Consider the following 24,787-nt stretch of genomic DNA (forward strand, 5'->3'; position numbering starts at 1 on the left):
ACAGTGTCCAGGCGAGCTCCCCGTCGGCAGCCCGCCATCCATCTGCACCTGCAAGCGTCTGCGAGTTCTGCGAGGAGAGCCTCATGGCACAGGATGAAAATCGTTCCAAGGCATTGAATGCCGCCCTTTCCCAGATCGAGCGCCAGTTCGGCAAGGGTACCGTGATGCGCCTGGGCGATACGCCGCGAGTGGTGATGCCATCGGTATCCACCGGCTCGCTGGGGCTCGACATCGCACTGGGTATCGGCGGCCTGCCCTACGGCCGGGTGGTGGAGATCTTCGGCCCGGAATCCTCGGGCAAGACCACCCTGACCCTGTCGGTGATCGCCCAGGCCCAGCGCCAGGGCAAGACCTGCGCCTTCATCGACGCCGAGCACGCGCTGGACCCGAGCTACGCCGAGAAGCTCGGCGTCAACCTCGACGACCTGCTGGTGTCGCAGCCCGACACCGGCGAGCAGGCACTCGAGATCTGCGACATGCTGGTGCGCTCCGGCGGGGTCGACGTGATCATCATCGACTCGGTGGCGGCGCTGACCCCGCGGGCCGAGATCGAAGGCGAGATGGGCGACTCCCACGTCGGCCTGCAAGCGCGTCTGATGTCCCAGGCCCTGCGCAAGATCACTGGCCACATCAAGAACGCCAACTGCATGGTGGTGTTCATCAACCAGATCCGCATGAAGATCGGCGTCATGTTCGGCAGCCCCGAAACCACTACCGGCGGCAATGCGCTCAAGTTCTACGCCAGCGTGCGCCTCGACATCCGCCGCACGGGCTCGGTGAAGCAGGGTGACGAGGTGACCGGCAACGAGACCCGGGTCAAGGTGGTGAAGAACAAGGTGGCGCCGCCGTTCCGTCAGGCCGAGTTCCAGATCCTCTACGGCAAGGGTATCTACCATGCCGGCGAGGTGGTCGACCTGGGCGTGCAGTGCAACCTGATCGACAAGGCCGGTGCCTGGTACAGCTACCAGGGCAACAAGATCGGCCAGGGCAAGGCCAACGCTGCCCAGTTCCTCGAGGACAACCCGGCGGTGATGGAGGAGATCGAGAGCCAGATCCGCGGCCAACTGCTGGCCACGGTCGCGCCCAAGGAAGAGGAGGCCGAGGAGCCGGTGGCCGCCGACGCCGAGCGCGAGGACGACCTGCTCTAAGTCATGCCTGCCCAGCCCGAAGCGCATGCGTCGTCCCCGCGGGACGACGCCATTCGTCTGCTGGCCCGGCGCGAGTACTCACGCGCCGAGCTGGCGCAGCGGCTGGCATCCCGGGCACACCCTCCCGAGGCGATCGACGCCTGCCTCGACGCGCTGGCCGAGGACGGCCTGCAGTCCGACGCGCGTTTCGCCGAGAGCTTTCTGCGCTCGCGGGTGATGCGCGGTCAGGGGCCGCTCAAGGTGCGCGGCGAGCTGGAGCGGCGCGGCGTCGAGCGCACGCTGGTTGCCACTACGCTGGCCGCAGCCGAGCAAGACGGCGAGGTCGACTGGTTCGAGCTGGCCGCCGAAGCGCTATCCCGGCGCTTCACCCACTCCGGCGACTCCCCTCGCGAACGCGCCCGGCGCGAGCGTTTTCTGGCCTCGCGAGGCTTCGATTTCGACCAGATCCGCCATGCGCTGGAGCGGCTCGGCGCTACCGAATGACGCTCAGCTTGGGCGCCTCCCCTTCAGTCGCTTGACATCTGCGTTATAATGCCTCCCTTTGTGAACGCCCTTGGTGGCGCTCCTGACACGTCAAGGCGTGCGATTCGGCCAGATGAAAACGGTGCCGGACGCGCCTGCCCGTCGGGTGACCACGCTCATCGCCACGGATACCCCATGAAAAGCGCAGACATCAGACAGGCCTTTCTGAGTTACTTCGAGGAGCACGGCCACACCATCGTACCGTCGAGCTCCCTGGTGCCGGGCAATGACCCGACGCTGCTGTTCACCAACGCCGGCATGGTACCGTTCAAGGACGTCTTCCTCGGTCGCGACCCGCGTCCCTACGTGCGCGCGACCTCGGCGCAGCGCTGCGTGCGCGCCGGTGGCAAGCACAACGACCTCGACAACGTCGGCTATACCGCGCGTCATCACACCTTCTTCGAGATGCTGGGCAACTTCAGCTTCGGTGACTATTTCAAGCGCGACGCCATCCGCTTCGCCTGGGAGTTCCTCACCCAGCGCCTGGGACTGCCGGCCGAGAAGCTGTGGGTCACGGTGCACGTCAGCGACGACGAGGCGGAGAAGATCTGGAAAGAGGAGATCGGCGTCGACCCGGCGCGTTTCTCCAAGCTCGACGAGGACAACTTCTGGCAGATGGGCGATACCGGCCCCTGCGGGCCGAGCTCGGAGATCTTCTTCGACCACGGCCCCGAGGTGTGGGGCGGCCCTCCCGGCAGCCCCGAGGAGGACGGCGACCGCTACATCGAGATCTGGAATCTGGTGTTCATGCAGTTCGACCGCGATGCGGCCGGCAACCTGAACCCGCTGCCCAAGCCCTCCATCGACACCGGCATGGGGCTGGAGCGCGTGGCGGCGGTGCTGCAGGGCGTGCATTCCAACTACGAGATCGACCTGTTCCAGAACCTGCTCGAGGCCGCAGCCCGCCACACCGGCCACGCGGATACCACCACGCCCTCGCTGCGGGTGATCGCCGACCATATCCGCTCCTGCGCCTTCCTGATCGCCGACGGCGTGCTGCCTTCCAACGAGGGGCGCGGCTACGTGCTGCGCCGGATCATTCGTCGCGCCATTCGTCACGGCAACAAGCTGGGCGCCAAGGGTAACTTCTTCCACAAGCTGGTCGGCGCCCTCGATGTCGAGATGGGCGAGGCCTATCCCGAGCTGCGCGAGGCGCGCCATCAGATCGAGCGCATCCTGCTCAAGGAAGAGGAGCAGTTCGCCCGTACCCTCGAGCACGGCATGCGTCTGCTGGAAGAGGCGCTGGCCGACCTCGACGGCGACGTACTGCCGGGCGAGACGGTGTTCAAGCTCTACGACACCTATGGCTTCCCCTATGACCTGACTGCCGACGTCTGCCGCGAGCGCGGCGTGACCCTCGACGAGGCCGGCTTCGAGCGCGAGCTCGAGGCCCAGCGCGAGCGCGCCCGCGCCGCCAGCCAGTTCGGTGCCGACTACGGCGCGGCGCTGGCGCTCGAGGGTGAGACCGCCTTCACCGGCTACGACCGGCTCGAGGATCGTGCCACCGTGACCGCCATCGTCGATCGCGAAGGCAACGCCCTGGCGGCGCTGGAACCCGAACAGCGCGGCGTGGTGGTGCTCGACCGCACGCCGTTCTACGGCGAATCCGGCGGCCAGGTGGGTGATACCGGCTACCTGCTCGCCGAGGGTGGCCGTTTCCTGGTCACCGATACCCAAAAGCAGGGCGGCCACCACCTGCACCACGGCGTACTGCTGGAAGGCAGCCTCGCCGTAGGCGCCGAGGTGCGTCCCCAGGTCGACGCCGGGCTGCGTGCGGCCACCGTGCGGAACCATTCTGCCACCCACCTGATGCACAAGGCGCTGCGCATGGTACTGGGCGATCACGTGCAGCAGAAGGGCTCGCTGGTGACACCCGAACGGCTGCGCTTCGACTTCAGCCACTTCGAGGCCATGACGCCCGAGCAGCTCGCCGAGGTGGAGCGCCTGGTCAACGAGCAGGTCCTCGCCAACGCGCCGACCCGCATCGAGCAGATGACCCTCGACCAGGCCAAGGACAAGGGCGCAGCGGCGCTGTTCGAGGCCAAGTACGCCGACAGCGTGCGGGTGCTGACCATCGGCGCCGACGACTTCTCCATCGAACTGTGCGGCGGCACCCACGTGGCCCGTAGCGGCGACATCGGTTGCTTCCATATCGTCGGCGAGCAGGGCATCGCCGCCGGGGTGCGCCGTATCGAGGCGATCACCGGCGAGGGGGCACTGGCCTATTTCCGCGAGCAGGAGGCGCGCCTGGCACGTATCGGCGAGCGTCTCAAGGCCAAGCCGGAGCAGGTCGAGGAGCGCGTCGAGTCGCTGGCCGAGCGTAACCGCAGCCTGGAGAAGGAGCTCGAGCGGCTCAAGGCCAAGCTGGCCAGCGCCGCGGGTAGCGATATGCTCAGCCAGGCGCGCGAGGTCAGCGGCATCAAGGTGCTGGCGACCCGGCTCGAGGGCGTGTCCGCCAAGGAACTGCGCGGCGTACTCGACCAGCTCAAGAACAAGCTGGGCTCGGGCATCGTGGTGCTCGGCGTCGCGGACAGCGATGCCGGCAAGGTGAGCCTGATCGCCGGCGTCACCGATGATCTGACGGCCCGCGTGAAGGCCGGCGAGCTGGTCAACCACGTCGCCTCCCAGGTCGGCGGCAAGGGCGGTGGCCGGGCCGACATGGCCCAGGCCGGCGGCAGCGACGTCGGGGCTCTGCCGGCGGCGCTGGAGAGCGTGCCCGCCTGGGTCGAGCAGCGCCTGCAGTAACGCGAGACAGGGCCGGTGACCGCGATGTCCCGGCCCTTTGACTTTGACGACTTTCACTCATCCGGGCGCGTTGCGCTCGACATGCGAGGGAAAACCGTAGATGGCACTATACGTACAGAAATTCGGCGGCACCTCGGTAGGCTCCGTGGAGCGCATCAAGGCCGTGGCCGAAAAGGTCAAGGGCTTCCGTGACGATGGCCATCAGGTCGTGGTCGTGGTTTCCGCCATGAGCGGCGAAACCAACCGCCTGATCGGCATGGCCAACGAGATCAACGACGAGCCCACGCCGCGAGAGATGGACATGCTGGTCTCCACCGGCGAGCAGGTGACCATCTCGCTGCTGGCGCTGGCCCTGCACAAGCTCGGCGTGCCCGCGACCTCCTATACCGGCTCCCAGGTCGGTATTCTCACCGACAGCGCTCACACCAAGGCGCGTATCCAGCGTATCGAAACCGACGAGATGCGCGAGGATCTCGACGAAGGCAAGGTGGTCGTGGTGGCCGGCTTCCAGGGGGTCGACGAGGAGGGCAACATCACCACGCTCGGGCGCGGCGGCTCGGACACTACCGGCGTGGCACTGGCGGCGGCGCTGGGTGCCGACGAGTGTCAGATCTACACCGACGTTGACGGCGTCTACACCACCGATCCGAGGGTGTGCTCCAAGGCCCAGCGCCTCGACAGCATTACCGTCGAGGAGATGCTGGAGCTTGCCAGCCTCGGCTCCAAGGTGCTGCAGATCCGCTCGGTGGAATTTGCCGGCAAGTACAATGTCCCGCTGCGCGTGCTGTCCAGTTTCCAGGACGGCCCCGGCACCCTGATCGTTGCTGAATCCGACCAAGACGAGGACTCCATGGAAGAACCACTGATCTCCGGTATCGCCTTCACCGCCAACGAGGCCAAGCTGACGCTGCTCAACACGCCCGACGTGCCGGGCGTGGCCTCACGCATCCTCGGTCCGATTGCCGACGCCAATATCGAAGTCGACATGATCGTGCAGAACGTGGCGCCGGCCGGTGATTACACCGACTTCACCTTCACCGTGGCCAAGGGTGACTACAAGAAGACCCTGAAGATCCTCGAGGAACAGGTGATACCCGATCTGGGCGGTGGCGAGGTCAACGGCGATGACAACATCGCCAAGGTGTCACTGGTCGGGGTCGGCATGCGCTCCCATGCGGGCGTGGCCTCCAAGATGTTCCGCGTCCTGGCGGACGAGAACATCAATATTCGTATGGTTTCCACCTCTGAAATCAAGATCTCGGTGGTGATCGACGAGAAGCAGATGGAACTCGCCGTGCGTGCCCTGCATACCGCTTTCGGTCTGGACAAGTCCGATATCGAGAGCGAATAGGCAAACACAAGAAATTTAACAAGATCCGGACGACTTGTAGGAGGACCCTGTTCTACGCTGGGGGGAGTCTGCTGCGATGAGCGGTCTGGCTTCCCTTCAACGCTGTCATGGTGTCATGGTGGGGTTGGTGGTGGTGCACAGTGGTTCATTTGTTACATAATGCAAGCAGCAACTAAGCGTCGGGGATCGACGCGCATCCCGTTGCTAGTCGTCTGAGAAGGAGATCAGTCATGCTCATCCTGACCCGCCGAGTCGGAGAAACGCTGATGATCGGTGATGACATCACCGTGACCGTCCTTGGCGTCAAGGGCAACCAGGTCCGCATTGGCGTCAATGCGCCGAAGGATGTCGCCGTACATCGTGAAGAGATCTATCAGCGCATTCAGCGCGAGAAGTCCGACGACGATGGGGGGAGCAACCCCACCTCGTGAAGCCGTGACCTCTCCCGACGTTTGGTGTTGAGAAACAAATAGCTGAATACGCTGGACAAAGGGGAGCGGAAACGATAGGATATGCGCCGTGTCGTTGAGGGAGAGGTGGCCGAGTGGCTGAAGGCGCTCCCCTGCTAAGGGAGTATGGGGTTTATAGCCCCATCGAGGGTTCGAATCCCTCCCTCTCCGCCATGCGACACGTTGTCGATGTTCGAAGCGTGATGATGCGCCCGTAGCTCAGCTGGATAGAGTACCTGACTACGAATCAGGTGGTCGGAGGTTCGAATCCTCCCGGGCGCGCCACGATTGGCGAAGTGAGCGCAAGCATTCGGATTCGGGTGCCTAGGTTTCTCGTCGTGCGGTTCGAAGATGGCATCGTTTGCAAGATCGCCGATCTTGATGTCAGCGCCCGTAGCTCAGCTGGATAGAGTACCTGACTACGAATCAGGTGGTCGGAGGTTCGAATCCTCCCGGGCGCGCCAGATTGTGACCCGCTCTCGCTCGAGGGCGGGTCTTCTGTTTTGGCCCGGCGTCGCATCGCAGGGCCCGCTTGTCGACTAGCCGAGCCGGCATGGGATGATGCCGGTCGCGCGATCGTTTGGGTGCCCTCGTGACACGATGGGCACCCTTTTTTATTTCTCCTCGTGTCTTCCCCTTGCTCCGCTCCGTGCCTGCGCGTTCAGGCAGGCTCGGGCAGGCCGCGTGCGCGCTCCTCGCATGCGGGTCCGAGCGCTGCCAGCAGCATCTCCAGATCATTGATGCGCTTGGCTGCGTGGAAGCGGCGGGCGGCCTCGGCATCGCGCTGGCGCATGTGGTTCAGCCATTGCTTCACCAGGGAGGTGACCACCCGCTCGGGAAGTGTGGTACGCTGCAATGCAGCAAAATCCGCCAGAATGGCGGCACGCGCCTGCCACGGTGTGGTGGGTAGCGTCTCGCCGGTCGTCAGCCAATGGCGGATACGTTGGGCCAGCCCGGGGTCGGCCAGGGCCCCGCGCCCGAGCATGACGTCGCGACAGCCCGAGAGGGTGCGGGCCTTCCAGTAGTCCTCCAGGCTCCAGATGTCGCCATTGGCGACGACGGGAATGCTCAGGTGGCGGCGGATGCGGCCGATCCACTCCCAGTGGGCCGGAGGGCGGTAGCCCTCGTCGCGGGTGCGTGCATGGACGACGAGCTGCGCAGCACCGCCGTCCTCAGCGGCCCTGGCGCAGTCGAGCGCCAGGCGCCGATGCGAGAAGCCCAGGCGGATCTTGGCCGTGACCGGTATCTCGTTGCCCACGGCGGCATACACGGCCGCCACTGCAGCGTGAACACGGCCCGGGTCGCGCAGCAGCGAGGCGCCGCCGTCGTGGCGATTGACCAGCTTGGCCGGGCAGCCAAAGTTGAGATCGATGGCCGTGGCGCCGAGCTTTCTGGCCTGCTCGGCATTCATGGCCAGAGCGGCCGGGTCGCTGCCGAGCAGCTGCAGTGCCACCGGCACCCCGGAGGGGGTCGTCACTCCCTCGTCGAGTTCGGGGCAGTGGCGACGAAAGACCCTCGGCGGCAGGCGTGCATCGACGACGCGAACGAACTCCGTGACCGTCCAGTCGAAGCCAGGAAGGCGGGTCAGCAGGGCACGGGTGTGGGCATCGATCACGCCCTCCATGGGCGCGAGCCCGATCCGGCCTTGTAGTAAAACAACAACTTTGTCTTCCACCATGGCGCGCTTGCAATAATTCCAGAGTGTGGCAGTTTATAGGGCCGACATTTTACCGCTTGGCGACAAGTTTGCGGGCGTTCGCGGGCAAGTCGTGAAGGTTGAGGGGGTTAGTGCATGCAGGACAAGCAGCTGTTACTCGAGGGTCTGGCCCTGATGGGGGTCGGTATGGGGTTCGTTTTTGTTTTTCTTACGATCCTCGTATTGATCACGACCCTGATGTCGAAAATCGTCTGTCGCCTGGCGCCAGCTTCCGCCCCCCCGGCCCCGATGCCGGCCTCGACTGCCTCCGGCAAGGCCGATGACGCCCATCTCACGGCCGTCATCAGCGCCGCCGTTCACCGCTACCGCCGTCGCCGCTGACCGGCGACGCGAAGCCTCATACTACTACACAACACGCCATCCACGGGGTCATCTTCATGAGTGAGACCAAGCGCCCGCTGGGCATCACCGACGTCGTACTGCGCGACGCCCACCAGTCGCTGTTCGCCACCCGCCTGCGGCTCGACGACATGCTGCCGATCGCCGAAAAGCTCGATCGGGTCGGCTTCTGGTCGCTCGAGTCCTGGGGCGGCGCCACCTTCGACGCCTGTATCCGCTACCTCGGCGAAGACCCGTGGGAGCGGATACGGGCGTTGAAGGAAGCCATGCCCAACACTCCCCAACAGATGCTGCTGCGCGGGCAGAACCTGCTCGGCTACCGTCATTACGCCGATGACGTGGTCGATCGTTTCGTCGAGCGGGCCAAGACCAACGGTGTCGACGTATTCCGCGTGTTCGATGCGATGAACGACCCGCGCAACCTGGAGCGGGCCATCCGCGCGGTGCGCAAGGCGGGCGGTCACGCCCAGGGCACCATTTCCTACACCGTGAGTCCGGTACACACCCTCGACAGCTGGGTGGAGCTCGCCGAAACCATCGCCGACATGGGCGCCGACTCGTTGGCGATCAAGGACATGGCTGGCTTGCTGACGCCCTATGACGCCTTCGAGCTGGTCGGTCGCCTCAAGAAGGCGCTGGACATCCCCATCCACATGCAGTGCCATGCCACCACGGGGCTCTCCACCGCCACCTACCTCAAGGCGATCGAGGCCGGTATCGACAACGTCGACACGGCCATCTCCTCGATGTCGATGACCTACGGTCACAGCCCCACCGAGTCGGTGGTGGCGATCCTTAAGGGCACCGAGCGCGACACCAACCTCGACCTCGAGCTGCTCGAGGACATCGCCGGCTACTTCCGCGAGGTGCGCAAGAAGTACGCCGCCTTCGAAGGTTCGCTGAAGGGTATCGACTCGCGCATTCTGGTCGCCCAGGTACCGGGCGGCATGCTCACCAACATGGAAGGCCAGCTCAAGGAGCAGGGTGCCGGCGACAAGCTCGACGCCGTGCTGGCTGAGATTCCGCGCGTGCGCGAGGACCTGGGTTTCATTCCGCTGGTCACGCCTACCTCCCAGATCGTCGGCACCCAGGCGGTGATGAATGTGATGATGGGTGAACGCTACAAGTCGATCTCCAAGGAGGTCCAGGCGCTGCTCAAGGGCGAGTACGGCGCCGCGCCGGCACCCTTCGACAAGGCGTTGCAGAGCCGCGTGCTCGAGGGTGGCGAGCCGATCACCTGTCGCCCCGCCGATCTGCTCGAACCCGAGATGGAGCGCCTGGCCGCCGAGCTGCGGGAAAAGGCCAAGGCCGACGGCATCCGCCTGGCCGAGGGTGAGCGTGAGATCGACGATGTGCTGACCTACGCGCTGTTCCCGCAGATCGGGCTCAAGTTCCTCAAGAACCGCGACAACCCCGACGCTTTCGAGCCCGCCCCCCAGGCGCCCGGCCAGGAAGCGGTTGCGGCCAGCATGCCGGTCTCTTCCCAGAAGGGCGGGGCCGAGGCCCAGCCGCCGGCATCCCAGGCCGGCATGCCCACCGGTCCCGAGACCTATACCGTCAAGGTCAACGGCAAGCAGTACGTCGTCGAGGTCGCCGAGGGCGGCGAGATCGGCGCGGTACAGGAGCAGGCCCAGCCCGCCTCCTCGCCTTCGGCTGCTTCCAGCGGCGAGAGCATCAACGCACCGTTGGCGGGCAACATCTTCAAGGTCAACGTGCGACCCGGCGATACGGTCAAGGAGGGTGACGTGGTGATCATCCTCGAGGCCATGAAGATGGAGACCGAAGTGCGTGCCGCCACCGGTGGTACCGTGTCCGAGGTCAAAGTCAGCGAAGGTGACAGTGTCACCGTCGGCGACACGCTGATCGTGCTCTAAGGGTCTATGCCAATGGACAAGCTATTGACCCTGTGGGAAGGCTCCGGCCTGTATAACCTGACGCTGGGCCAGGCGGTCATGATCGCGGTCGGCCTGTTGCTGCTCTACCTGGCCATCTACAAGAAGTTCGAGCCGCTGCTGCTGGTGCCGATCGGCTTCGGTGGCATTCTGGCCAACATCCCCGAGGCCGGACTGGCGCTGTCAGCGGCCGAGCAGGCCGCGCATCTGGCACGCCCCGGCGTGCTGGAGCAACTGGCAGCGGTACTCGATGTCGATCTGGCCGCCGGCGCTTCCACCGATGCCTGGCGCCATACCATCAGCGCGGCGCTGCATGGCGACATCACGCCCCAGGCCTACCGGGCGGCCAGCGACGTGGCGATGGATGCCGGCTACGTCAACGGCATGCTGTATCAGTTCTACAGCGTGGCGATCGCCTCGGGCATTGCCCCGCTGGTGATCTTCATGGGCGTAGGCGCGATGACAGATTTCGGCCCGCTGCTGGCCAACCCGCGTACGCTGTTCCTCGGGGCGGCGGCACAGTTCGGCATCTTCGCCACCCTGCTCGGTGCGGTGGGGCTCTCGGCGCTGGGCGTAATGGATTTCTCGCTCAACCAGGCCGCCGCCATCGGTATCATCGGCGGCGCTGACGGCCCCACCTCGATCTACGTATCGAGCGTGCTAGCACCGGAGCTGCTCGGGGCCATCGCCGTGGCTGCCTACGCCTACATGGCGCTGGTGCCGTTGATCCAGCCGCCGATCATGCGCCTGCTGACCACGCAGAAGGAGCGCGAGATCGTCATGACCCAGCTGCGCCCGGTGTCGAAGCTCGAGAAGATCGTCTTCCCGGTGTCGCTGCTGCTACTGGTGGCGCTGTTCCTGCCCGACGCCGCGCCGCTGCTGGGGATGTTCTGCTTCGGCAACCTGATGCGCGAGTGCGGCGTGGTCGAGCGCCTCTCCGACACCGCGCAGAATGCGCTGATCAACATCGTCACCATCTTCCTGGGGCTCTCGGTGGGCTCCAAGCTGATGGCCGAGAGCTTCCTCGCGGTGGAGACCCTGGGCATCCTGGGGCTGGGCATCGTGGCCTTCGGCATCGGTACCGCGGCCGGCGTGCTGATGGCCAAGCTGTTGAACCTCGTCAGCCACATGCCGATCAACCCGCTGATCGGCTCGGCCGGCGTCTCGGCGGTGCCGATGGCGGCGCGAGTCTCCAACAAGATCGGCCTCGAGGCCAACCCGCACAACTTCCTACTGATGCACGCCATGGGGCCCAACGTGGCCGGCGTGATCGGCTCGGCAGTGGCTGCCGGGGTGATGATCAAATACCTCGGCTGAGCGAGACCTGCCAGAGCACATCAACGGCGCCCCGCGGGGCGCCGTTGGCGCTTCTGGACGGGGCCGGCCTGGTATCAGCCGAGGAAGAGGCCGCCATACATCAGCGCGGCGAGTATCACGAAGGCCGGATGCACGCGGAAGCGCAGCAGGGCGATGGCGGCAGCCGCGGCGATCAGCAGCGTATGCCGCAGGCCGGCGCCTTCCAGTCCTGTACTGAAGAAGCTCCAGGTCAGCCAGGCCATCATGACGGCGATCACCGGGCGCACCCACTGACTCATGCGCTTGACGCGCGGCGAGTCGCGATGGCGATAGAGCAATCCGAGGGCTCCCAGCATCAGCAGCAGCGACGGCACCACCGTGGCCAGCACGGCGATCGCGGCGCCGGCGATGCCGGCGACATCGTAGCCCACGTAGCCGGCCATCTTGGTGGCGATGGGGCTCGGCAGGGCGTTGCCCAGGGCCAGGGTCTCGGCGAACTCCTGTGCGTTCATCCAGCCATAGCGGCCCACCACCTCGGCTTCGATCAGCGGAATGATCGCCGGGCCGCCGCCATAGCCGATGATGTTGGGCACGAAGAAGGCGAGAAACAGCTGCCAGTAGATCACGGCGTCGCTCCCTTGCGCCGACGAGCGGGGTAGAGCAGGGCAGTGAGCAGCAACGCCCCGATGACCCAGCCGGGATGGACCCCCACGAGATAAATGAGTCCGCCGGCTGCGGTTGCCATGGCAAGGCTGATGGCCCAGCCCAGGGCGAGGCGCGACTTGTTCCAGAAATCCATCGTCAACTGGGCCATCATGACCATGACCACTGGCACCACGGCCTGTCCCATGCCGTGAATCCAGGCCACGTCGCGATAGCGGCTGAGCGTCGTTAACAGCACGATCATGACGGCAATCATGGGCAGGATCACGGCAGCCACGGCGATCACGCAGCCGCTCGCGCCCGCCACCCGATAGCCGATGTAGCCGGGCATCTTGGTGGCGATGGGGCCGGGCAGGGTGTTGGCGATGGCGAGGATGTCGGCAAACGCCTCGTCATCGAGCCAGGCGTGACGCTTGACCACTTCCTGCCGGACCAGGGGGATCATGGCAGGACCGCCGCCGAAGCCGAGCAGACCGATGCGGACAAAGGCCCAGAACAGGGCGCCGAGGGGCGCCTTGGCAGGCGGCATCATGGAGACTCCTCAATTGGGGAACGCAGTAAAGGGTCGTTACTGTAGGGCCATTGCCCGGAAAGGTTTACCCTACTGACTCGCCTCCGCGCAAATGGCAGGCGCCCCGGGGCAGCAGCTAAGCGTCGATCAAGGCAAGTCTGCCGCGCAGGCGGGCCTCCAGCGGGGCGAGATCGACCTCGGTGTCGCTGGGCCAGCCTACGCTGAGCAGCACACCGTCGCTGGCGTAGTCGGCGACCTCGATCGGGACGTCGCGGGCCTCGAGCCAGGCGCGGGCTTCGGCCTCGCCGGCGAAGTCGACCTTCAACCTGAGTACGGTACGCTCGACCACTTGCCGCAGCGGCAGGTCGTCGAGCCCTCGGGCCACGGCCTGGGCATAGGCCCGGGCCAGGCCGCCGGTGCCCAGCTTGGTACCACCGAAGTAGCGGGTCACCACGCAGCCTACCTGGCCCAGGCCCGAGCCTTCCAGCACCTGGAACATCGGGCGGCCTGCCGTGCCGCCGGGTTCGCCGTCGTCGGAGAAGCCGATGGCGTGCTGTTCTCCGGGAGGCCCGGCAATATAGGCACTGCAGTGATGGCTGGCGTTAGGGTGGGCCCGACGGGCTTCGGCCAGCAGGGCCTCGAAAGCCGTCGGGCTGGGGGCATGGCAGAGCCAGGCGATGAAGCGGCTCTTCTCTACCTCGTGGAGGCTTTCCTGCCAGCCACCGGGCGGCAGGTCGGGCACCGGGTAGCGCATCAGTGGGTCAGCTCACGGTGTTCCTGCTGACGCACCACGCCCATCACCATGCCGAGCACCTGGATATCGCTGTTCTTGAGGTAGATGGGGGCCATGTTCTCGTTGGCCGGTTGCAAGCGCACGCCGCTCTTCTCGATGTAGAGCTTCTTCAGTGTCACTTCCTGCTGGTTGATCAGCACCACGGCGGTTTCGCCGTTCTCGGCGCTCTCCTGACGCTCGATGATGATCACATCGCCATCGAAGATGTTGCAGTCGATCATCGAGTCGCCACGCACCCGCAGTGCATAAGTATTGCGGCGTACCATGCAGGCTGGGGCGTGGATGCTGTCGCCGCTGGGGCAGGCTTCGATGGGCAGGCCCGCCGCGACGTCACCCAGCAGGGGCACCTCGGTCAGGTCGGTGGCGTCGACGCTGGCCCAGGAGGTGGCGATGGGCAGGTTGGGGCGTCGGTACAGGTACTGCATGGAAGGCGTTGGCATTGGCGTTCCCCCTCTTTGCGACCCTGTTGAAATGTACAGGTATCCTGCATCATACCAAGCGGTCGCCAAGTGGCAAGTTTTGCCGATGCCTTGTTGCCTTGACCTGTGGCAAGGGTGGCGCCGTGACGCACCTCGTTCGCTAGCGGCTACAGGCCTTTCCGTGTAGCATTTCGGTCGAATTGACCCTTTCCTGGAGAGTGCCGTTGAGCCTGCGTCTGCAAGCGCGAAACCTGGCCTGCGAACGAGATGACCGCTGGCTGTTCCGGGGCTTGGACCTGGATATTCGCGCCGGCGAGATCGTGCGGGTGGAAGGCCCCAACGGCAGCGGCAAGACTACTCTGTTGAAGATTCTCTCCGGTCAGCTCGCCGACTACGAAGGCGAGCTGTTCTGGAACGAGCAACCGATGCGCAAGTCGCGTGACGCCTTCCTTGCCAATCTGCTCTACCTGGGCCACGCGCCCGGCGTCAAAGCGGCGCTGACGCCGCTGGAAAACCTCGCCTGGTACCAGGCCCTTGCGGGCCATGCGCCGAGCGAAAAGACGCGCATGAGTGCGTTGGAGGAGCTCGGTCTGGTGGGCTTCGAGGACGTCCCGGCAGCCCAGCTCTCCGCCGGTCAGCAGCGCCGCGTGGCGCTGGCGCGCCTGTCGCTCACGCCGCGTCCGTTGTGGGTGCTCGACGAGCCCTTCACGGCAATCGACCGCGACGGTGTCGCGGCGCTGGAGCGCCGGCTGGTCGAACATGCTCGCCGCGGTGGTTGCGTGCTGGTCACCACCCATCACGAACTGACGCCGTGTGCCGAGTTACGCCGTATCCGTCTCGGCGGGGGAGGGGCCAATGCCGGCATCTGAAGGCGCTCTGGGGAAGGAGGAGGCGGTGGTTCGCGCGGAACCTCGCGGCGGTCTTGCTGTCGCAGTGTGGGCAACACTGAAACGGGACCTGCTGTTATTGCTGCGGCGGCGCAGCGAAGTGCTCAACCCCCTGGTGTTCTTCGCCATCGTCATCACCCTGTTCCCGATCGGTATTTCTCCCGATCCGGCGCTGCTCGCGGCCATCGCCCCCGGTCTGCTGTGGGTGGCGGCGCTACTGGCGGCGCTGCTGTCTCTCGACAGCCTGTTCCGGGCCGACTACGACGACGGCTCGCTGGAGCAGCTGCTGCTGACGCCCCAGCCGCTGGCGATGCTGGCCCTGGCCAAGGTGGCCGTGCACTGGCTGCTGACCGGCCTGCCCCTGGCGCTGATGGCGCCCGTGCTGGGCATCATGCTGGCGCTGCCGGCGGGCAGCTACCTGGTATTGGCCGTTTCACTGGCACTGGGCAGTGCCAGTCTCAGCCTGATTGGTGCCATCGGAGCGGCGCTGACGGTGGGGCTCTCGCGTGGCGGCGTATTGCTGTCGCTGCTGGTGCTCCCCCTTTACATTCCGGTGCTGATCTTCGGCGCCGGGGCCGTTCAGGCGGCCATCTTCGGCGATAGCGTGCTGGCGCACCTGGCGATCCTCGGCGCGCTGCTGGCGCTGGCCCTGATCTTTGCGCCATTGGCGATCGCGGCATCGCTGCGCATCAGTATCAACGGTTGAGAGGTTGACGAGGCATGTGGGCCTTCCTTAACAAGCTGCGTTCCCCCAAGTGGTTCTACACCATCAGCGCCCGTCTGCAGCCCTGGTTCTGGGCTGCGGCACTGATTCTGATCGTCACCGGCAGCGTCTGGGGGCTGGCTTTTGCGCCGGCCGACTACCAGCAGGGCAACAGTTTCCGCATCATCTATGTGCACGTACCGGCGGCATTCCTCGCCCAGTCGATCTTCGTCTCCCTGGCGGTGACGGGGCTGGTGTTCATGGTCTGGAAGATCAAGATCGCCGACATGGCGGCCACCGTGATGGCACCGCTGGGTGCGGCCATGACCTTCGTCGCGCTGTTCTCCGGTGCGGTGTGGGGCGTGCCCACCTGGGGCACCTGGTGGATGTGGGATGCGCGCCTCACCTCGATGCTGATACTGCTGTTCCTCTATCTCGGCGTGATCGCCCTGCGCGGTGCCTTTGCCAGCCGCGACAGCGCCTCCCGTGCCGCCTCGGTGCTCGCCATGGTCGGCGTGATCAACATTCCTATCATCAAGTACTCGGTGGACTGGTGGTACACGCTGCATCAGCCCGCTACTTTCACCGTCACCGGGCGCGCCGCCATGCCGATGGAGATGTGGCTGCCGCTGCTGATCATGGTGCTGGGCTTCTACTGCTTCTTCATCGCCCTGACCCTGATGCGAACGCGCAGCGAGATCCTGCGCCGCGAGTCCAGCAAGCGCTGGGTGCGTGAGCTGGCCGAGGAGGCGAACTGATGGCTTTCGACACCTTCCAGGAATTCCTCGCCATGGGCGGGCACGCACGTTACGTCTGGTCGGCCTGGGGCCTGACCGGCCTACTGTTGCTGGGTGCCGTGCTGCATGCCCGCTTCGAGCGCCGTCAGCTCATGCGCCAGCTGAAACGGCGTCTGCGCCGCGAAGCTCATCAGGCCGGACACGCCGGCGGGGCGCAACCGATTCAAACCAGCAGGGGTAGAAGCACCAATGAGGCCTAAACGTAAACAGAAGCTCTTCCTGGCCCTGGGGCTGGTGTCTCTGGCGGCGATCGCCGTGGGGCTTACGCTCTATGCGCTGCGGGCCAACATCAACCTGTTCTTCAGCCCGATCCAGATCGTCGCCGGCGACGCGCCTTACGAGCGCCAGATCCGTGCCGGCGGCATGGTCAAGGAGGGCAGCGTGGCGCGCAATCCCGACAGCCTCGATGTCGAATTCACCGTGACCGACTATGTCGAGGACGTCCGCGTGCACTACAGTGGCATCCTTCCCGACCTGTTCCGTGAAGGGCAGGGGGTGGTGGTAGTCGGCCAGCTGCAGCGCGACGGCTACATCAAGGCCGACCAGGTACTGGCGCGCCATGACGAGAACTACATGCCTCCCGAGGTATCCGAGGCGCTCGAAGCGGCCGGTTACTCCCCCGCCGACTACCAGGCCAAGGCCGCCGAGGTGGCCGAGCGCCTCGAGGCACGTGAGGGTGCGAGCCAGAATTGATCCGGAGACGACATGTTCATTCGTTTAATCCCTGAAGTCGGCCATTTCGCGCTGGTCGTCGCCATGCTGATGGCGGCGGTGCAGGGAGTGATGCCACTGGCCGGCGCTGCGCTGCGTCGGCCGCTTTGGATGGCCTATGCGCGCCCCATGGTCGCCGGTCAGTTCCTGTTCGTGGTCATCGCCTACCTCTGCCTCACGGCGAGCTACCTGCTCGACGACTTCAGCGTGGCCAACGTGGCCAACAATTCCAACTCGATGCTGCCGTGGTACTACAAGTTCAGCGCTGTGTGGGGCAATCACGAGGGCTCGGTGCTGCTGTGGAGCCTGATGCTGGCCGGCTGGAGCTACATGGCCGCTCGTTTCTCCCGTGAACTCCCGCGCGACATGGTGGCGCGTGTGGTTGGCGTGCTGGGGCTGGTCGCCGTCGGTTTTCTGGCCTTCGTGCTGGTTACCTCCAACCCCTTCGAGCGGCTGCTGCCCAACGTGCCGAGCGACGGTGCCGACCTCAACCCGCTGCTGCAGGACATCGGCCTGATCCTGCACCCGCCGATGCTGTACATGGGCTACGTGGGCTTTTCGGTGGTCTTCGCCTTTGCCATCGCTGCGCTGCTCGGCGGTCGCCTCGATGCGGCCTGGACCCGCTGGGCGCGGCCCTGGACCAACCTGGCCTGGGCCTTCCTCACCGTGGGGATCGCACTGGGTAGCTGGTGGGCCTACTACGAGCTGGGCTGGGGTGGCTGGTGGTTCTGGGATCCGGTCGAGAACGCCTCGTTGCTGCCCTGGCTGACCGGCACCGCGCTGATGCACTCGCTGGCGGTCACCGAAAAGCGCGGTTCGTTCAAGAGCTGGACGGTGCTGCTGGCGATCTTCACCTTCTCATTGTCGCTCTTGGGCACCTTCCTGGTGCGCTCAGGCGTGCTGACCTCCGTGCACGCCTTTGCCAACGACCCCTCGCGCGGCTTCTTCATCCTCGTCCTGCTGGGCATCACCGTGGGACTGTCGCTGCTGATCTTCGCCCTGCGCGCGCCGCGGGTCAGCCAGCGTACCGGCTTCAACTGGCTGTCGCGCGATGCCCTGCTGCTGATCAACAACATCCTGCTCGTGATCATGACCATCACCGTGCTGATGGGCACCGTCTACCCGCTGCTGCTCGACGCGCTCGACCTGGGCAAGATCAGCGTGGGCCCGCCCTACTTCAATACCCTGTTCGTGCCGCTCACGGTGATCATGTGCGTATTCATGGGCCTGGGACCGTCGGCGCGCTGGAAGCAGACCGACCCACGTCTGATGGTCAAGCGGCTGTGGCTCGCCGGCGTCGCGTCGCTGGTCATCGCCGCGGCGATGCCGTTCGTCATCGGCGGCGAGTGGAACGCCTGGGTCGCCCTCGGCCTGGTGGCGGCGATGTGGATCGTGCTGCCGACGCTGCGCGACCTTTACGACAAGACCCGTCGCGCCGAGTCGTTCGGCGCCGGTCTCAAGAAGCTGTCGCTGGCCTACTGGGGCATGCAGCTCGGCCACCTGGGCGTGGCGGTGACCATCATCGGCGTGGCGGTGGTCTCCAACTTCGAGATCGAGCGCAACGTGCGCATGTCACCCGGTGACAGCGTCGAGGTCGCCGGCTACACCTTCACCATGCAGGAGCTGACCTCCCGGCGCGGACCCAACTACATCGCCGACGGTGCTGCGATCGAGGTGCGGCGCGGCGACAGCCGACGCAGCTTCATGATGAATCCCGAAAAGCGGCTCTACATCGCGCGCGGCATGCCCATGAGCCAGGTGGCACTGCGTCCTGGCCTGTTCCGTGATCTCTACGTGGCCATGGGCGAGGACCTGGGCGACGGTAGCTGGGCGATGCGGGTGCAGTACAAGCCCTTCGTGCGCTGGCTGTGGCTCGGCGCGCTGCTGATGGCGACCGGCGGCCTACTGGCCGTCATCGATCGCCGCTATCGGCGCATGGCGACGTCGCGCGATCCTGAAGAGAATACCCGTGAGGGCACTGCGCGGGAGGCCACGGCATGACCCGACGCCTGCTATTGCTGCTGCCCCTCATCGGCTTCTTGGTGTTGGGAGTCTTTCTCTATCAGGGGCTTTCGCTGAATCCCTTTCAACGCGAATCGGCGTTGATGGCGCGGGAGTTCCCCGCTTTTCAGCTTCCCACCCTGGAGGATCCGGAGCGGATCTTGGACGAGTCCTTGCTCGAAGGCGAAGTCACACTGGTCAACGTCTGGGGCGAGTGGTGTCCGACCTGCAAGCAGGAAATGCCGCAGTTGCTCGACCTGGCCGATCGCGGCGTGCGTCTGATAGGCGTCGACTACAAAGACACCAGGGAGAAGGGGCAAGCATTCCTCGCCGAATTCGGAAATCCGTTCGAGGTCAATATCTTCGATTCCGAGGGTACCCTGGGGTTTGATCTGGGTGTCTATGGCGCACCGGAAACTTTTCTGGTCGATCGCGACGGAATCATTCGCTACCACCACACCGGATACATCAAGCCGGAAGATGTTCACGATGTGATTCTGCCGGAGGTGAAGAAATGGCAGTGATACGACGGCTCCTCGTGATGTTGCTCCTGACTGCCGGCATGGCTCATGGCGGTGCCGTCGAGGTGCGTGAGTTCAGTAATCCGGTGCTCGAGCAGCGTTACCAGAGCCTGACGGCCTCGCTGCGCTGCCCAAAATGCCAGAACCAGGCGATCAACGACTCCGACTCTCCCATCTCCCAGGACATGCGGGAGCGGGTCTATGTCATGCTGCAGGATGGACGTTCGGACATGGAGATCCGCGATCACATGGTGCAGCGCTTCGGCGATTATGTGCTCTATAACCCGCGCCTGGAAGGTCGTACCTACCTGCTATGGGGCCTGCCCGCAGTGCTCGTCGTGGCCGGTGCCGTGCTGGTGATGCTGCTGGTGCGCGCGCGTCGTAACGCCTCGGTGCGCGCTCTGAGCGACGAGGAACGCCACCGCCTGGAGGCATTGATCAATCGGGAGAAGGGCCAATGATCGCGCTGTGGTTAGCCTTCGGCCTGCTGCTGTTGCCGGCACTGTGGCTGCTGGTGGCACCGATGCGGCGTGCACGCCTGGTGCACGATGCCCAGGCCAGCTTCGAGGCCAACGACCGTGCGGCCGAGCAGAACGTGGCGATCTATCGTCGTCGCCTGGCCTCGCTGGAGGCGGCGTTGGAGCGTGGCGACATCGACAAGGCGCAGTTCGACGAGGATCGTCTCGAACTCGACCGCAGCCTGCTGGAAGATACCGCGAACCTCACGCGCCGGCCGCTGCATTCGCCCGCTGCGGGGCGTTTCGCGGTGCCCGTCGTGGCCCTGGCGCTGGTGATTTCCGCCATGCTCTGGTATCAGCACGAAGGTGCCGAAGGGGACCTGCGCCTGCTCGCTGCCTTCGAGGAGAGCGATTCGCTGCCGGCCCTGCTGGAGCGCCTGCAGCAGGAGGCCCAGCGCCAGCCGGGCAATGCCGATGTCTGGGCCACGCTGTTTCCGCTTTACCGCGATTCGGGCCAGGGTGAGGCCGCCATCGAAGCGCTGGATCGGCTGATCGCGCTCGAGGGCCGGCTGCCTTCGCTGCTCGCCCAAAAGGCGCAGCTGCTGTTCTTCATCAACGACCGCACCCTTACCGACGAGGTGCAGGCGCTGGTCGACGAGACCCTCGAGCGTGATGCCCGCGAGCCGACCATTTTCGGCATGCTGGGCGTGCACGCCTTCGACCGCGGCGACTACGAGCAGGCCATCGACCACTGGCGGCGAGCCATCGCCGGCATGTCCGACTCCAGCTCCGCGCAGGCCTTGCGTGAGGGAATCCAGGTGGCCCAGCAGCGCCTCGGCGTCGCTTCCGAGGGGGGAGAGGCCGGAGTTGCCCAGGGGCCGGGAGTGCGGGTGAGCGTCAGCCTCGACGAGGAACTCGAGGGCCTGCTCGACAACGATACCCGCGTCTACGTCGTGGCCCGCGACATGGCAGGTGAGCTGCCGCCGCTGGCGGTGGCCCGGCTGACCCTCGGCGACTTGCCGACCACGCTCACGCTCGACGACCGCCACGCCATGTCCGAGGCGGCGAGCCTGTCCCAGGCCAGCGAGGTGCGTCTGGTGGTCCGCGTGACCCGGAGCGGCGGAGCCACGCCCGAGTCCGGCGACATGTATGGCGACGTGGAGGGCGTGCCGGTGGGCGACGTTGAAGGCGAGCCCGTGGAGGTAGTGATCGACCGTGTCATAGAATAGCCGGATGCGACTCACCTCGATCCGCCTGAGCGGTTTTAAATCCTTCGTCGATCCGGTCACGGTGCCCTTCGATGGCAATATGACCGCGATCGTCGGCCCCAACGGCTGCGGCAAGTCGAACATCATCGACGCCGTGCGCTGGGTCATGGGCGAATCCTCGGCCAAGACCCTGCGCGGCGAATCGATGACCGACGTCATCTTCAACGGCTCCACCGCGCGCAAGCCGGTAGGGCAGGCGGCCATCGAGCTGCGCTTCGACAACAGCGACGGCACCATGGGCGGTCCCTATGCCCAGTACGCCGAGATCGCGGTCAAGCGCCTGGTCGCCCGCGACGGCCAGTCGAGCTACTTCTTCAACGGCCAGAAATGCCGCCGCCGCGACATCGCCGACCTCTTTCTCGGCACCGGCCTCGGCCCGCGCTCCTACGCCATCATCGGCCAGGGCATGATCTCGCGCCTGATCGAGGCGCGTCCCGAAGAGCTGCGCGCCACCCTCGAGGAGGCCGCCGGTATCTCCAAGTACAAGGAGCGCCGCCGCGAGACCGAAAACCGCATGCGCCGCACCCGCGAGAACCTCGAGCGCCTGGAGGACATCCGCGAGGAGCTCGACAAGCAGCTCGAGCGCCTGCGGCGTCAGGCCGAGGCCGCACGGCGCTACCAGACCCTCAAGGAGGAGGAGCACCGGCTCAAGGGCGAGCTGGCGCTGCTGCGTGGCCGTGCGCTGCGTGCCCGGCAGCGCGAGGAAGAGCATCGCGTGCGCGAGCTGGAGACCGCGGTCGAACGCGAGATCTTGGGCCTGCGCCAGTGCGAGACCCGCCTCGAGGAGGCGCGCGCCGATCACGACGCGCTGGCCGAGACCCTGGAGGCACGCCAGGCGCGCTTCTTCGAGACCAGCGGCGCCATCGCCCGCCTTGAGCAGAGCCTGGAGCACGCCCGCAGCCGCGAGGGGCAATTGGCCCGCGACCTGGAGAGTGCACGCCAGGAGCTGGTCGAGCTGGATCGCTTGGGCGAAAACGACCGCGAGCGACTGGTGCGCCTCGACGAGCGGCTCGAGACCCTGGTACCGGAACAGGAGGAACTAGCCGAGCAGCTCGCCGAGCTGGAGGCGATGCTGGAGGAGGCAGAGCCCGGCGCGGAGGAGGCCGAACAAGCCTTCGAAGCCTTCAGCGAAGGCTGGCGCGAGACCAGCCGCGACGCCGAGCGCAGCCAGGATCGCCTGCGTGAGCTCGAGAACCGCCTGGCCCGTCTCGAAGCCGATGCCCAGCGTCGCCGCCAGCAGCAGCAAGAGTTGCCGGACCTGGCCGAGTTGACCGCCCGGCGCGACGAGTTGAAGGAGCGGCTCGCCGAATTCGGCCTGGCACAGGAAGAGACCGAGGCGCGCCGCGAACGGCTCCAAGCCACCCGGGAGGAGGCGCGCGAGGCCGCTGCCGTGCTGGAGCGCGAACGAGAGACCGAACGCAGCCGGCGCAGTACGCTGCAGGGTGAGCTCGCTTCGCTCGATGCCCTGATCCAGGCGGCCCTCAACGATCCCGACGAGGCCTTGACCGAGCACTTGGCGAGCCATGAGCTGAGCGGCCTGCCTCGGCTGGGTGAATCGCTCGAGGTCGACCCCGGCTGGGAAGCCAGCGTCTCCTGGGTGCTGGCTCCCTGGCTCAAGGCGCGCCTGGCGGAGCCCATGGGGTTTCGTTCGGCAAGCGCCGCACCGCCTGCCGAACTGGGGGCGCTATCGCCTCGTGGCGATGCCGAGTTCGCCCCGCATAGCCTGGCCGCGAGGGTGCGTGGGGCGGGAGCCGCTGCGGCCTGGCTGGCGCCGATCCGTTGCGTCGAGAGTGATGAACGCGCCTGGGAGGCGCGAGAGGGACTGGCCGCCGGCGAGAGTCTGATCACCCCCCAGGGGCTGTGGCTGGGGCGCGACTGGGTGCGCCATCGCGGCCAGGGGGCAGGTCCTGATGCGCTGCTGGTAAGTCGCCGCCGCTTCGAGGAGGTGGCCGCCGAGCTCGACGAGGTCGAGACCCGGCTGGCGTCGCGTGACCAGGCCATCGCCGCTGAGCACGAGCGTGTCGGCCAAGCCGAGCGCGACCTCGAGGCGATCCGCCAGGAGGAGCGTCGCCTGGCCGGCGAGCAGCAGCAGTTGGCGGTGCAAGACAGCGGCCTGGCCAGTCGGCTTGAGCATCTGCAGGGGCGTGCCGGCGAGCTGGCCGAGGAGTTGGCGGGGCTCGACGAGGCCCGCGAGGAGACGCGTCAGCTCATCGAGGCGGCGCGCGAGCAGTGGCAGCAGGCCATGGCGCGGCTCGAGGAAGGCGCCGAACAGCGTGAACGGCTGGAGCGGGCGCGCAGCGACGCCCGCGAACGCCTGGCCTCCCTGCGTGCCCGGCAGCGCCCGCTCGATGAGCGCCGCCAGCAGCTGGCGCTGGAGCGCCAGCGTCTCTCCACCGAGCGCGACGGCCTGGCCGAGCAGCAGGGGCGCAGCCTCGATACCCGCGAGCGTCTGCTGGCGCGCTGCGAAGAGTTGACCGAGACCCTCGAGCAGCTGCGCGAGCCCGACGAAGAGCAGCGCGAAAAGCTCGACGAGCTGTTGCATCGCCGCGAGGGTGACGAGCGCGCACTGAATGAAACCAAGGCGCGTGCCGCCGAGCTGGTGGAGCGACTACGCGAGGACGAGCTGGCGCGGCAGAACCATGAGCGCAATCTCGAAGGCATTCGCGAGCGTTTGCAGGAAGCGCGCATGCAGGTGCAGGCCCTGGCACTCAAGGCCGAGACCCAGGACGAGCAGCTCGCCGAGCTGGGCCACCAGACCGCCGAGCTGGAGGAACGCCTCGATCCCAACGCCACCGAGTCGGCCTGGCAGACCCGCCTGGAGGAGGTCGGCGAACGCATCCGCCGCCTGGGGGCGATCAACCTGGCCGCTATCGAGGAGTACGACCAGCAGGCCGAGCGACGCAACTATCTCGAGGCCCAGCAGTCGGAACTCAATGAGGCGCTGGAGACGCTGGAGAAGGCGATTCGACGCATCGATCAGGAGACGCGTACCCGTTTTCGCGACACCTTCGAGCGAGTCAATCAAGGCCTGCAGTCCCTTTTTCCACGAGTCTTCGGTGGTGGAACCGCATGGTTGACGCTGACCGGCGAGGATTTGCTCGACACCGGGGTGGCCATCATGGCGCGCCCTCCCGGAAAGAAGAACAGCACCATTCATCTCCTCTCCGGTGGGGAAAAGGCATTGACGGCCTTGTCGCTCGTCTTTGCCATCTTTCAACTCAATCCGGCGCCTTTCTGCATGCTCGACGAAGTCGATGCACCACTCGATGATGCCAACGTCGGTCGCTATGCCAAACTGGTGAAGGACATGTCCGAGTCGGTGCAGTTCATCTATATCACCCACAACAAGATTGCCATGGAAGCCGCCGAAAGATTGATGGGGGTCACCATGCAAGAGCCCGGTGTGTCACGCCTGGTAGCTGTCGGGGTGGAGGAGGCGGCGGCGCTTGCCGAAGCCTGACGGAGGCTTGAAAGCGAGCGGCAAACGCGATATCAGAAGGCACGTCACGGTCATGAAGCAGATTACAAACGCGAATTGACAGGGAAAGGCGCAGGGTCGATTTGACTCTCGAGCGATAATGCCGGGGCTTGACAAA

General features: G+C 65.9%; 23 protein-coding genes and 3 tRNA genes. 21 read left to right on the forward strand and 5 right to left on the reverse strand.

Annotation, left to right across the window (positions count from 1 at the left end; all coding sequences use genetic code 11):
* Positions 1-83: 83 nt before the first annotated feature.
* From recA to HNO53_RS02745, 8 genes are all read left to right on the forward strand, one after another.
* On the forward strand, positions 84-1,148 hold the full coding sequence (recA, locus tag HNO53_RS02710) for a recombinase RecA (protein WP_209476030.1): 1,065 nt from the start codon (positions 84-86) through the stop codon (positions 1,146-1,148).
* A 3-nt stretch (positions 1,149-1,151) separates the two neighbouring features.
* A complete protein-coding gene (locus HNO53_RS02715) occupies positions 1,152-1,631 on the forward strand; it encodes a regulatory protein RecX (RefSeq protein WP_209476032.1) in 480 nt (159 codons plus the stop codon).
* A 174-nt stretch (positions 1,632-1,805) separates the two neighbouring features.
* A complete protein-coding gene (alaS, locus tag HNO53_RS02720) occupies positions 1,806-4,415 on the forward strand; it encodes an alanine--tRNA ligase (protein WP_209476034.1) in 2,610 nt (869 codons plus the stop codon).
* 100 nt (positions 4,416-4,515) lie between these two features.
* On the forward strand, positions 4,516-5,766 hold the full coding sequence (locus HNO53_RS02725) for an aspartate kinase (protein ID WP_209476036.1): 1,251 nt from the start codon (positions 4,516-4,518) through the stop codon (positions 5,764-5,766).
* Positions 5,767-5,996: 230 nt separating this feature from the next.
* Positions 5,997-6,197 carry a carbon storage regulator CsrA gene (gene csrA / locus HNO53_RS02730; RefSeq protein WP_209476038.1) on the forward strand — a complete coding sequence of 67 codons (201 nt, stop codon included), beginning with the start codon at positions 5,997-5,999 and terminating at the stop codon, positions 6,195-6,197.
* A gap of 99 nt (positions 6,198-6,296) precedes the next feature.
* A tRNA-Ser gene (locus HNO53_RS02735) sits at positions 6,297-6,389 on the forward strand.
* Between the two features lie 34 nt (positions 6,390-6,423).
* Positions 6,424-6,500 (forward strand) — tRNA-Arg (locus HNO53_RS02740).
* A 102-nt stretch (positions 6,501-6,602) separates the two neighbouring features.
* Positions 6,603-6,679: transfer RNA gene (locus HNO53_RS02745), tRNA-Arg, on the forward strand.
* 197 nt (positions 6,680-6,876) lie between these two features.
* On the opposite strand, the gene HNO53_RS02750 is transcribed toward HNO53_RS02745, so the two are convergent.
* Positions 6,877-7,839 (reverse strand): tRNA dihydrouridine synthase, encoded by a 963-nt coding sequence (locus tag HNO53_RS02750; protein ID WP_209476040.1) that lies wholly within the window; start codon positions 7,837-7,839, stop codon positions 6,877-6,879.
* Positions 7,840-8,007: 168 nt separating this feature from the next.
* Here HNO53_RS02750 and HNO53_RS02755 point away from each other — a divergent pair, with 168 nt between their 5' ends.
* The 3 genes from HNO53_RS02755 to HNO53_RS02765 are packed head-to-tail and all read left to right on the forward strand — an operon-like array spanning position 8,008 to position 11,480.
* On the forward strand, positions 8,008-8,253 hold the full coding sequence (locus tag HNO53_RS02755) for an OadG family protein (RefSeq protein WP_209476042.1): 246 nt from the start codon (positions 8,008-8,010) through the stop codon (positions 8,251-8,253).
* A 56-nt stretch (positions 8,254-8,309) separates the two neighbouring features.
* On the forward strand, positions 8,310-10,145 hold the full coding sequence (gene oadA, locus HNO53_RS02760) for a sodium-extruding oxaloacetate decarboxylase subunit alpha (RefSeq protein WP_209476044.1): 1,836 nt from the start codon (positions 8,310-8,312) through the stop codon (positions 10,143-10,145).
* A gap of 12 nt (positions 10,146-10,157) precedes the next feature.
* Positions 10,158-11,480 (forward strand): sodium ion-translocating decarboxylase subunit beta, encoded by a 1,323-nt coding sequence (locus HNO53_RS02765; RefSeq protein WP_209476045.1) that lies wholly within the window; start codon positions 10,158-10,160, stop codon positions 11,478-11,480.
* A gap of 74 nt (positions 11,481-11,554) precedes the next feature.
* Here HNO53_RS02765 and HNO53_RS02770 read toward each other — a convergent pair whose 3' ends face one another.
* The 4 genes from HNO53_RS02770 to HNO53_RS02785 form a co-directional block, all read right to left on the reverse strand.
* A complete protein-coding gene (locus tag HNO53_RS02770; RefSeq protein WP_209476047.1) occupies positions 11,555-12,085 on the reverse strand; it encodes a chromate transporter in 531 nt (176 codons plus the stop codon).
* Positions 12,082-12,654, reverse strand: a complete 573-nt coding sequence (locus HNO53_RS02775; RefSeq protein WP_209476049.1) for a chromate transporter — start codon at positions 12,652-12,654, stop codon at positions 12,082-12,084. Before HNO53_RS02775 ends, HNO53_RS02770 begins: the two co-directional genes overlap by 4 nt.
* A 115-nt stretch (positions 12,655-12,769) precedes the next feature.
* A complete protein-coding gene (locus HNO53_RS02780; RefSeq protein WP_209476051.1) occupies positions 12,770-13,387 on the reverse strand; it encodes an IMPACT family protein in 618 nt (205 codons plus the stop codon).
* The gene (locus HNO53_RS02785) at positions 13,387-13,866 is read right to left on the reverse strand and encodes a LexA family protein (RefSeq protein WP_240549067.1); all 480 of its coding nucleotides are present in this window, start codon (positions 13,864-13,866) and stop codon (positions 13,387-13,389) included. The genes HNO53_RS02780 and HNO53_RS02785 overlap by 1 nt, the downstream gene beginning before the upstream one ends.
* 203 nt (positions 13,867-14,069) lie before the next feature.
* On the opposite strand from HNO53_RS02785, the gene ccmA reads away from it, so the two are divergent.
* The 10 genes from ccmA to smc are packed head-to-tail and all read left to right on the forward strand — an operon-like array spanning position 14,070 to position 24,651.
* The gene (gene ccmA / locus HNO53_RS02790) at positions 14,070-14,714 is read left to right on the forward strand and encodes a cytochrome c biogenesis heme-transporting ATPase CcmA (RefSeq protein WP_209476052.1); all 645 of its coding nucleotides are present in this window, start codon (positions 14,070-14,072) and stop codon (positions 14,712-14,714) included.
* Positions 14,701-15,438: a heme exporter protein CcmB gene (gene ccmB / locus HNO53_RS02795; RefSeq protein WP_209476054.1), complete on the forward strand. Its 738-nt coding sequence runs from the start codon at positions 14,701-14,703 to the stop codon at positions 15,436-15,438. The genes ccmA and ccmB overlap by 14 nt, the downstream gene beginning before the upstream one ends.
* Before the next feature lie 14 nt (positions 15,439-15,452).
* Entirely contained in the window at positions 15,453-16,193 is a 741-nt protein-coding gene (locus tag HNO53_RS02800) for a heme ABC transporter permease (protein WP_209476056.1), read from the forward strand.
* Positions 16,193-16,432: a heme exporter protein CcmD gene (ccmD, locus tag HNO53_RS02805; protein WP_209476058.1), complete on the forward strand. Its 240-nt coding sequence runs from the start codon at positions 16,193-16,195 to the stop codon at positions 16,430-16,432. Before HNO53_RS02800 ends, ccmD begins: the two co-directional genes overlap by 1 nt.
* Positions 16,422-16,925 carry a cytochrome c maturation protein CcmE gene (gene ccmE, locus HNO53_RS02810; RefSeq protein ID WP_209476060.1) on the forward strand — a complete coding sequence of 168 codons (504 nt, stop codon included), beginning with the start codon at positions 16,422-16,424 and terminating at the stop codon, positions 16,923-16,925. Before ccmD ends, ccmE begins: the two co-directional genes overlap by 11 nt.
* A 12-nt stretch (positions 16,926-16,937) precedes the next feature.
* A complete protein-coding gene (locus HNO53_RS02815) occupies positions 16,938-18,944 on the forward strand; it encodes a heme lyase CcmF/NrfE family subunit (RefSeq protein ID WP_209476062.1) in 2,007 nt (668 codons plus the stop codon).
* The gene (locus HNO53_RS02820) at positions 18,941-19,468 is read left to right on the forward strand and encodes a DsbE family thiol:disulfide interchange protein (RefSeq protein WP_209476064.1); all 528 of its coding nucleotides are present in this window, start codon (positions 18,941-18,943) and stop codon (positions 19,466-19,468) included. The genes HNO53_RS02815 and HNO53_RS02820 overlap by 4 nt, the downstream gene beginning before the upstream one ends.
* Positions 19,459-19,926, forward strand: coding sequence for a cytochrome c-type biogenesis protein (locus HNO53_RS02825; RefSeq protein WP_209476066.1), 468 nt, complete (start codon positions 19,459-19,461; stop codon positions 19,924-19,926). The genes HNO53_RS02820 and HNO53_RS02825 overlap by 10 nt, the downstream gene beginning before the upstream one ends.
* Positions 19,923-21,152 carry a c-type cytochrome biogenesis protein CcmI gene (ccmI, locus tag HNO53_RS02830; protein ID WP_209476068.1) on the forward strand — a complete coding sequence of 410 codons (1,230 nt, stop codon included), beginning with the start codon at positions 19,923-19,925 and terminating at the stop codon, positions 21,150-21,152. The genes HNO53_RS02825 and ccmI overlap by 4 nt, the downstream gene beginning before the upstream one ends.
* A gap of 4 nt (positions 21,153-21,156) precedes the next feature.
* Positions 21,157-24,651, forward strand: coding sequence for a chromosome segregation protein SMC (gene smc, locus HNO53_RS02835; RefSeq protein ID WP_209476070.1), 3,495 nt, complete (start codon positions 21,157-21,159; stop codon positions 24,649-24,651).
* The last annotated feature ends 136 nt before the right edge of the window (positions 24,652-24,787 follow it).

The sequence above is a fragment of the Billgrantia antri genome (assembly GCF_017868935.1).
Classification (GTDB): Bacteria; Pseudomonadota; Gammaproteobacteria; order Pseudomonadales; family Halomonadaceae; genus Halomonas; species Halomonas antri.

Bases quoted from the DNA above. Each gene is read 5' to 3' on its own strand.
- HNO53_RS02715 (WP_209476032.1), top strand. From the start codon at position 1,152: ATGCCTGCCCAGCCCGAAGCGCATGCGTCGTCCCCGCGGGACGACGCC.
- recA (WP_209476030.1), top strand. From the start codon at position 84: ATGGCACAGGATGAAAATCGTTCCAAGGCATTGAATGCCGCCCTTTCC.
- ccmB (WP_209476054.1), top strand. From the start codon at position 14,701: ATGCCGGCATCTGAAGGCGCTCTGGGGAAGGAGGAGGCGGTGGTTCGC.
- csrA (WP_209476038.1), top strand. From the start codon at position 5,997: ATGCTCATCCTGACCCGCCGAGTCGGAGAAACGCTGATGATCGGTGAT.
- smc (WP_209476070.1), top strand. From the start codon at position 21,157: ATGCGACTCACCTCGATCCGCCTGAGCGGTTTTAAATCCTTCGTCGAT.
- HNO53_RS02815 (WP_209476062.1), top strand. From the start codon at position 16,938: ATGTTCATTCGTTTAATCCCTGAAGTCGGCCATTTCGCGCTGGTCGTC.
- HNO53_RS02785 (WP_240549067.1), bottom strand. From the start codon at position 13,866: ATGCCAACGCCTTCCATGCAGTACCTGTACCGACGCCCCAACCTGCCC.
- HNO53_RS02765 (WP_209476045.1), top strand. From the start codon at position 10,158: ATGGACAAGCTATTGACCCTGTGGGAAGGCTCCGGCCTGTATAACCTG.
- oadA (WP_209476044.1), top strand. From the start codon at position 8,310: ATGAGTGAGACCAAGCGCCCGCTGGGCATCACCGACGTCGTACTGCGC.
- HNO53_RS02780 (WP_209476051.1), bottom strand. From the start codon at position 13,387: ATGCGCTACCCGGTGCCCGACCTGCCGCCCGGTGGCTGGCAGGAAAGC.
- HNO53_RS02800 (WP_209476056.1), top strand. From the start codon at position 15,453: ATGTGGGCCTTCCTTAACAAGCTGCGTTCCCCCAAGTGGTTCTACACC.
- HNO53_RS02755 (WP_209476042.1), top strand. From the start codon at position 8,008: ATGCAGGACAAGCAGCTGTTACTCGAGGGTCTGGCCCTGATGGGGGTC.
- HNO53_RS02775 (WP_209476049.1), bottom strand. From the start codon at position 12,654: ATGATGCCGCCTGCCAAGGCGCCCCTCGGCGCCCTGTTCTGGGCCTTT.
- HNO53_RS02725 (WP_209476036.1), top strand. From the start codon at position 4,516: ATGGCACTATACGTACAGAAATTCGGCGGCACCTCGGTAGGCTCCGTG.
- HNO53_RS02820 (WP_209476064.1), top strand. From the start codon at position 18,941: ATGACCCGACGCCTGCTATTGCTGCTGCCCCTCATCGGCTTCTTGGTG.
- HNO53_RS02750 (WP_209476040.1), bottom strand. From the start codon at position 7,839: ATGGAGGGCGTGATCGATGCCCACACCCGTGCCCTGCTGACCCGCCTT.
- ccmD (WP_209476058.1), top strand. From the start codon at position 16,193: ATGGCTTTCGACACCTTCCAGGAATTCCTCGCCATGGGCGGGCACGCA.
- HNO53_RS02825 (WP_209476066.1), top strand. From the start codon at position 19,459: ATGGCAGTGATACGACGGCTCCTCGTGATGTTGCTCCTGACTGCCGGC.
- alaS (WP_209476034.1), top strand. From the start codon at position 1,806: ATGAAAAGCGCAGACATCAGACAGGCCTTTCTGAGTTACTTCGAGGAG.
- ccmI (WP_209476068.1), top strand. From the start codon at position 19,923: ATGATCGCGCTGTGGTTAGCCTTCGGCCTGCTGCTGTTGCCGGCACTG.
- ccmE (WP_209476060.1), top strand. From the start codon at position 16,422: ATGAGGCCTAAACGTAAACAGAAGCTCTTCCTGGCCCTGGGGCTGGTG.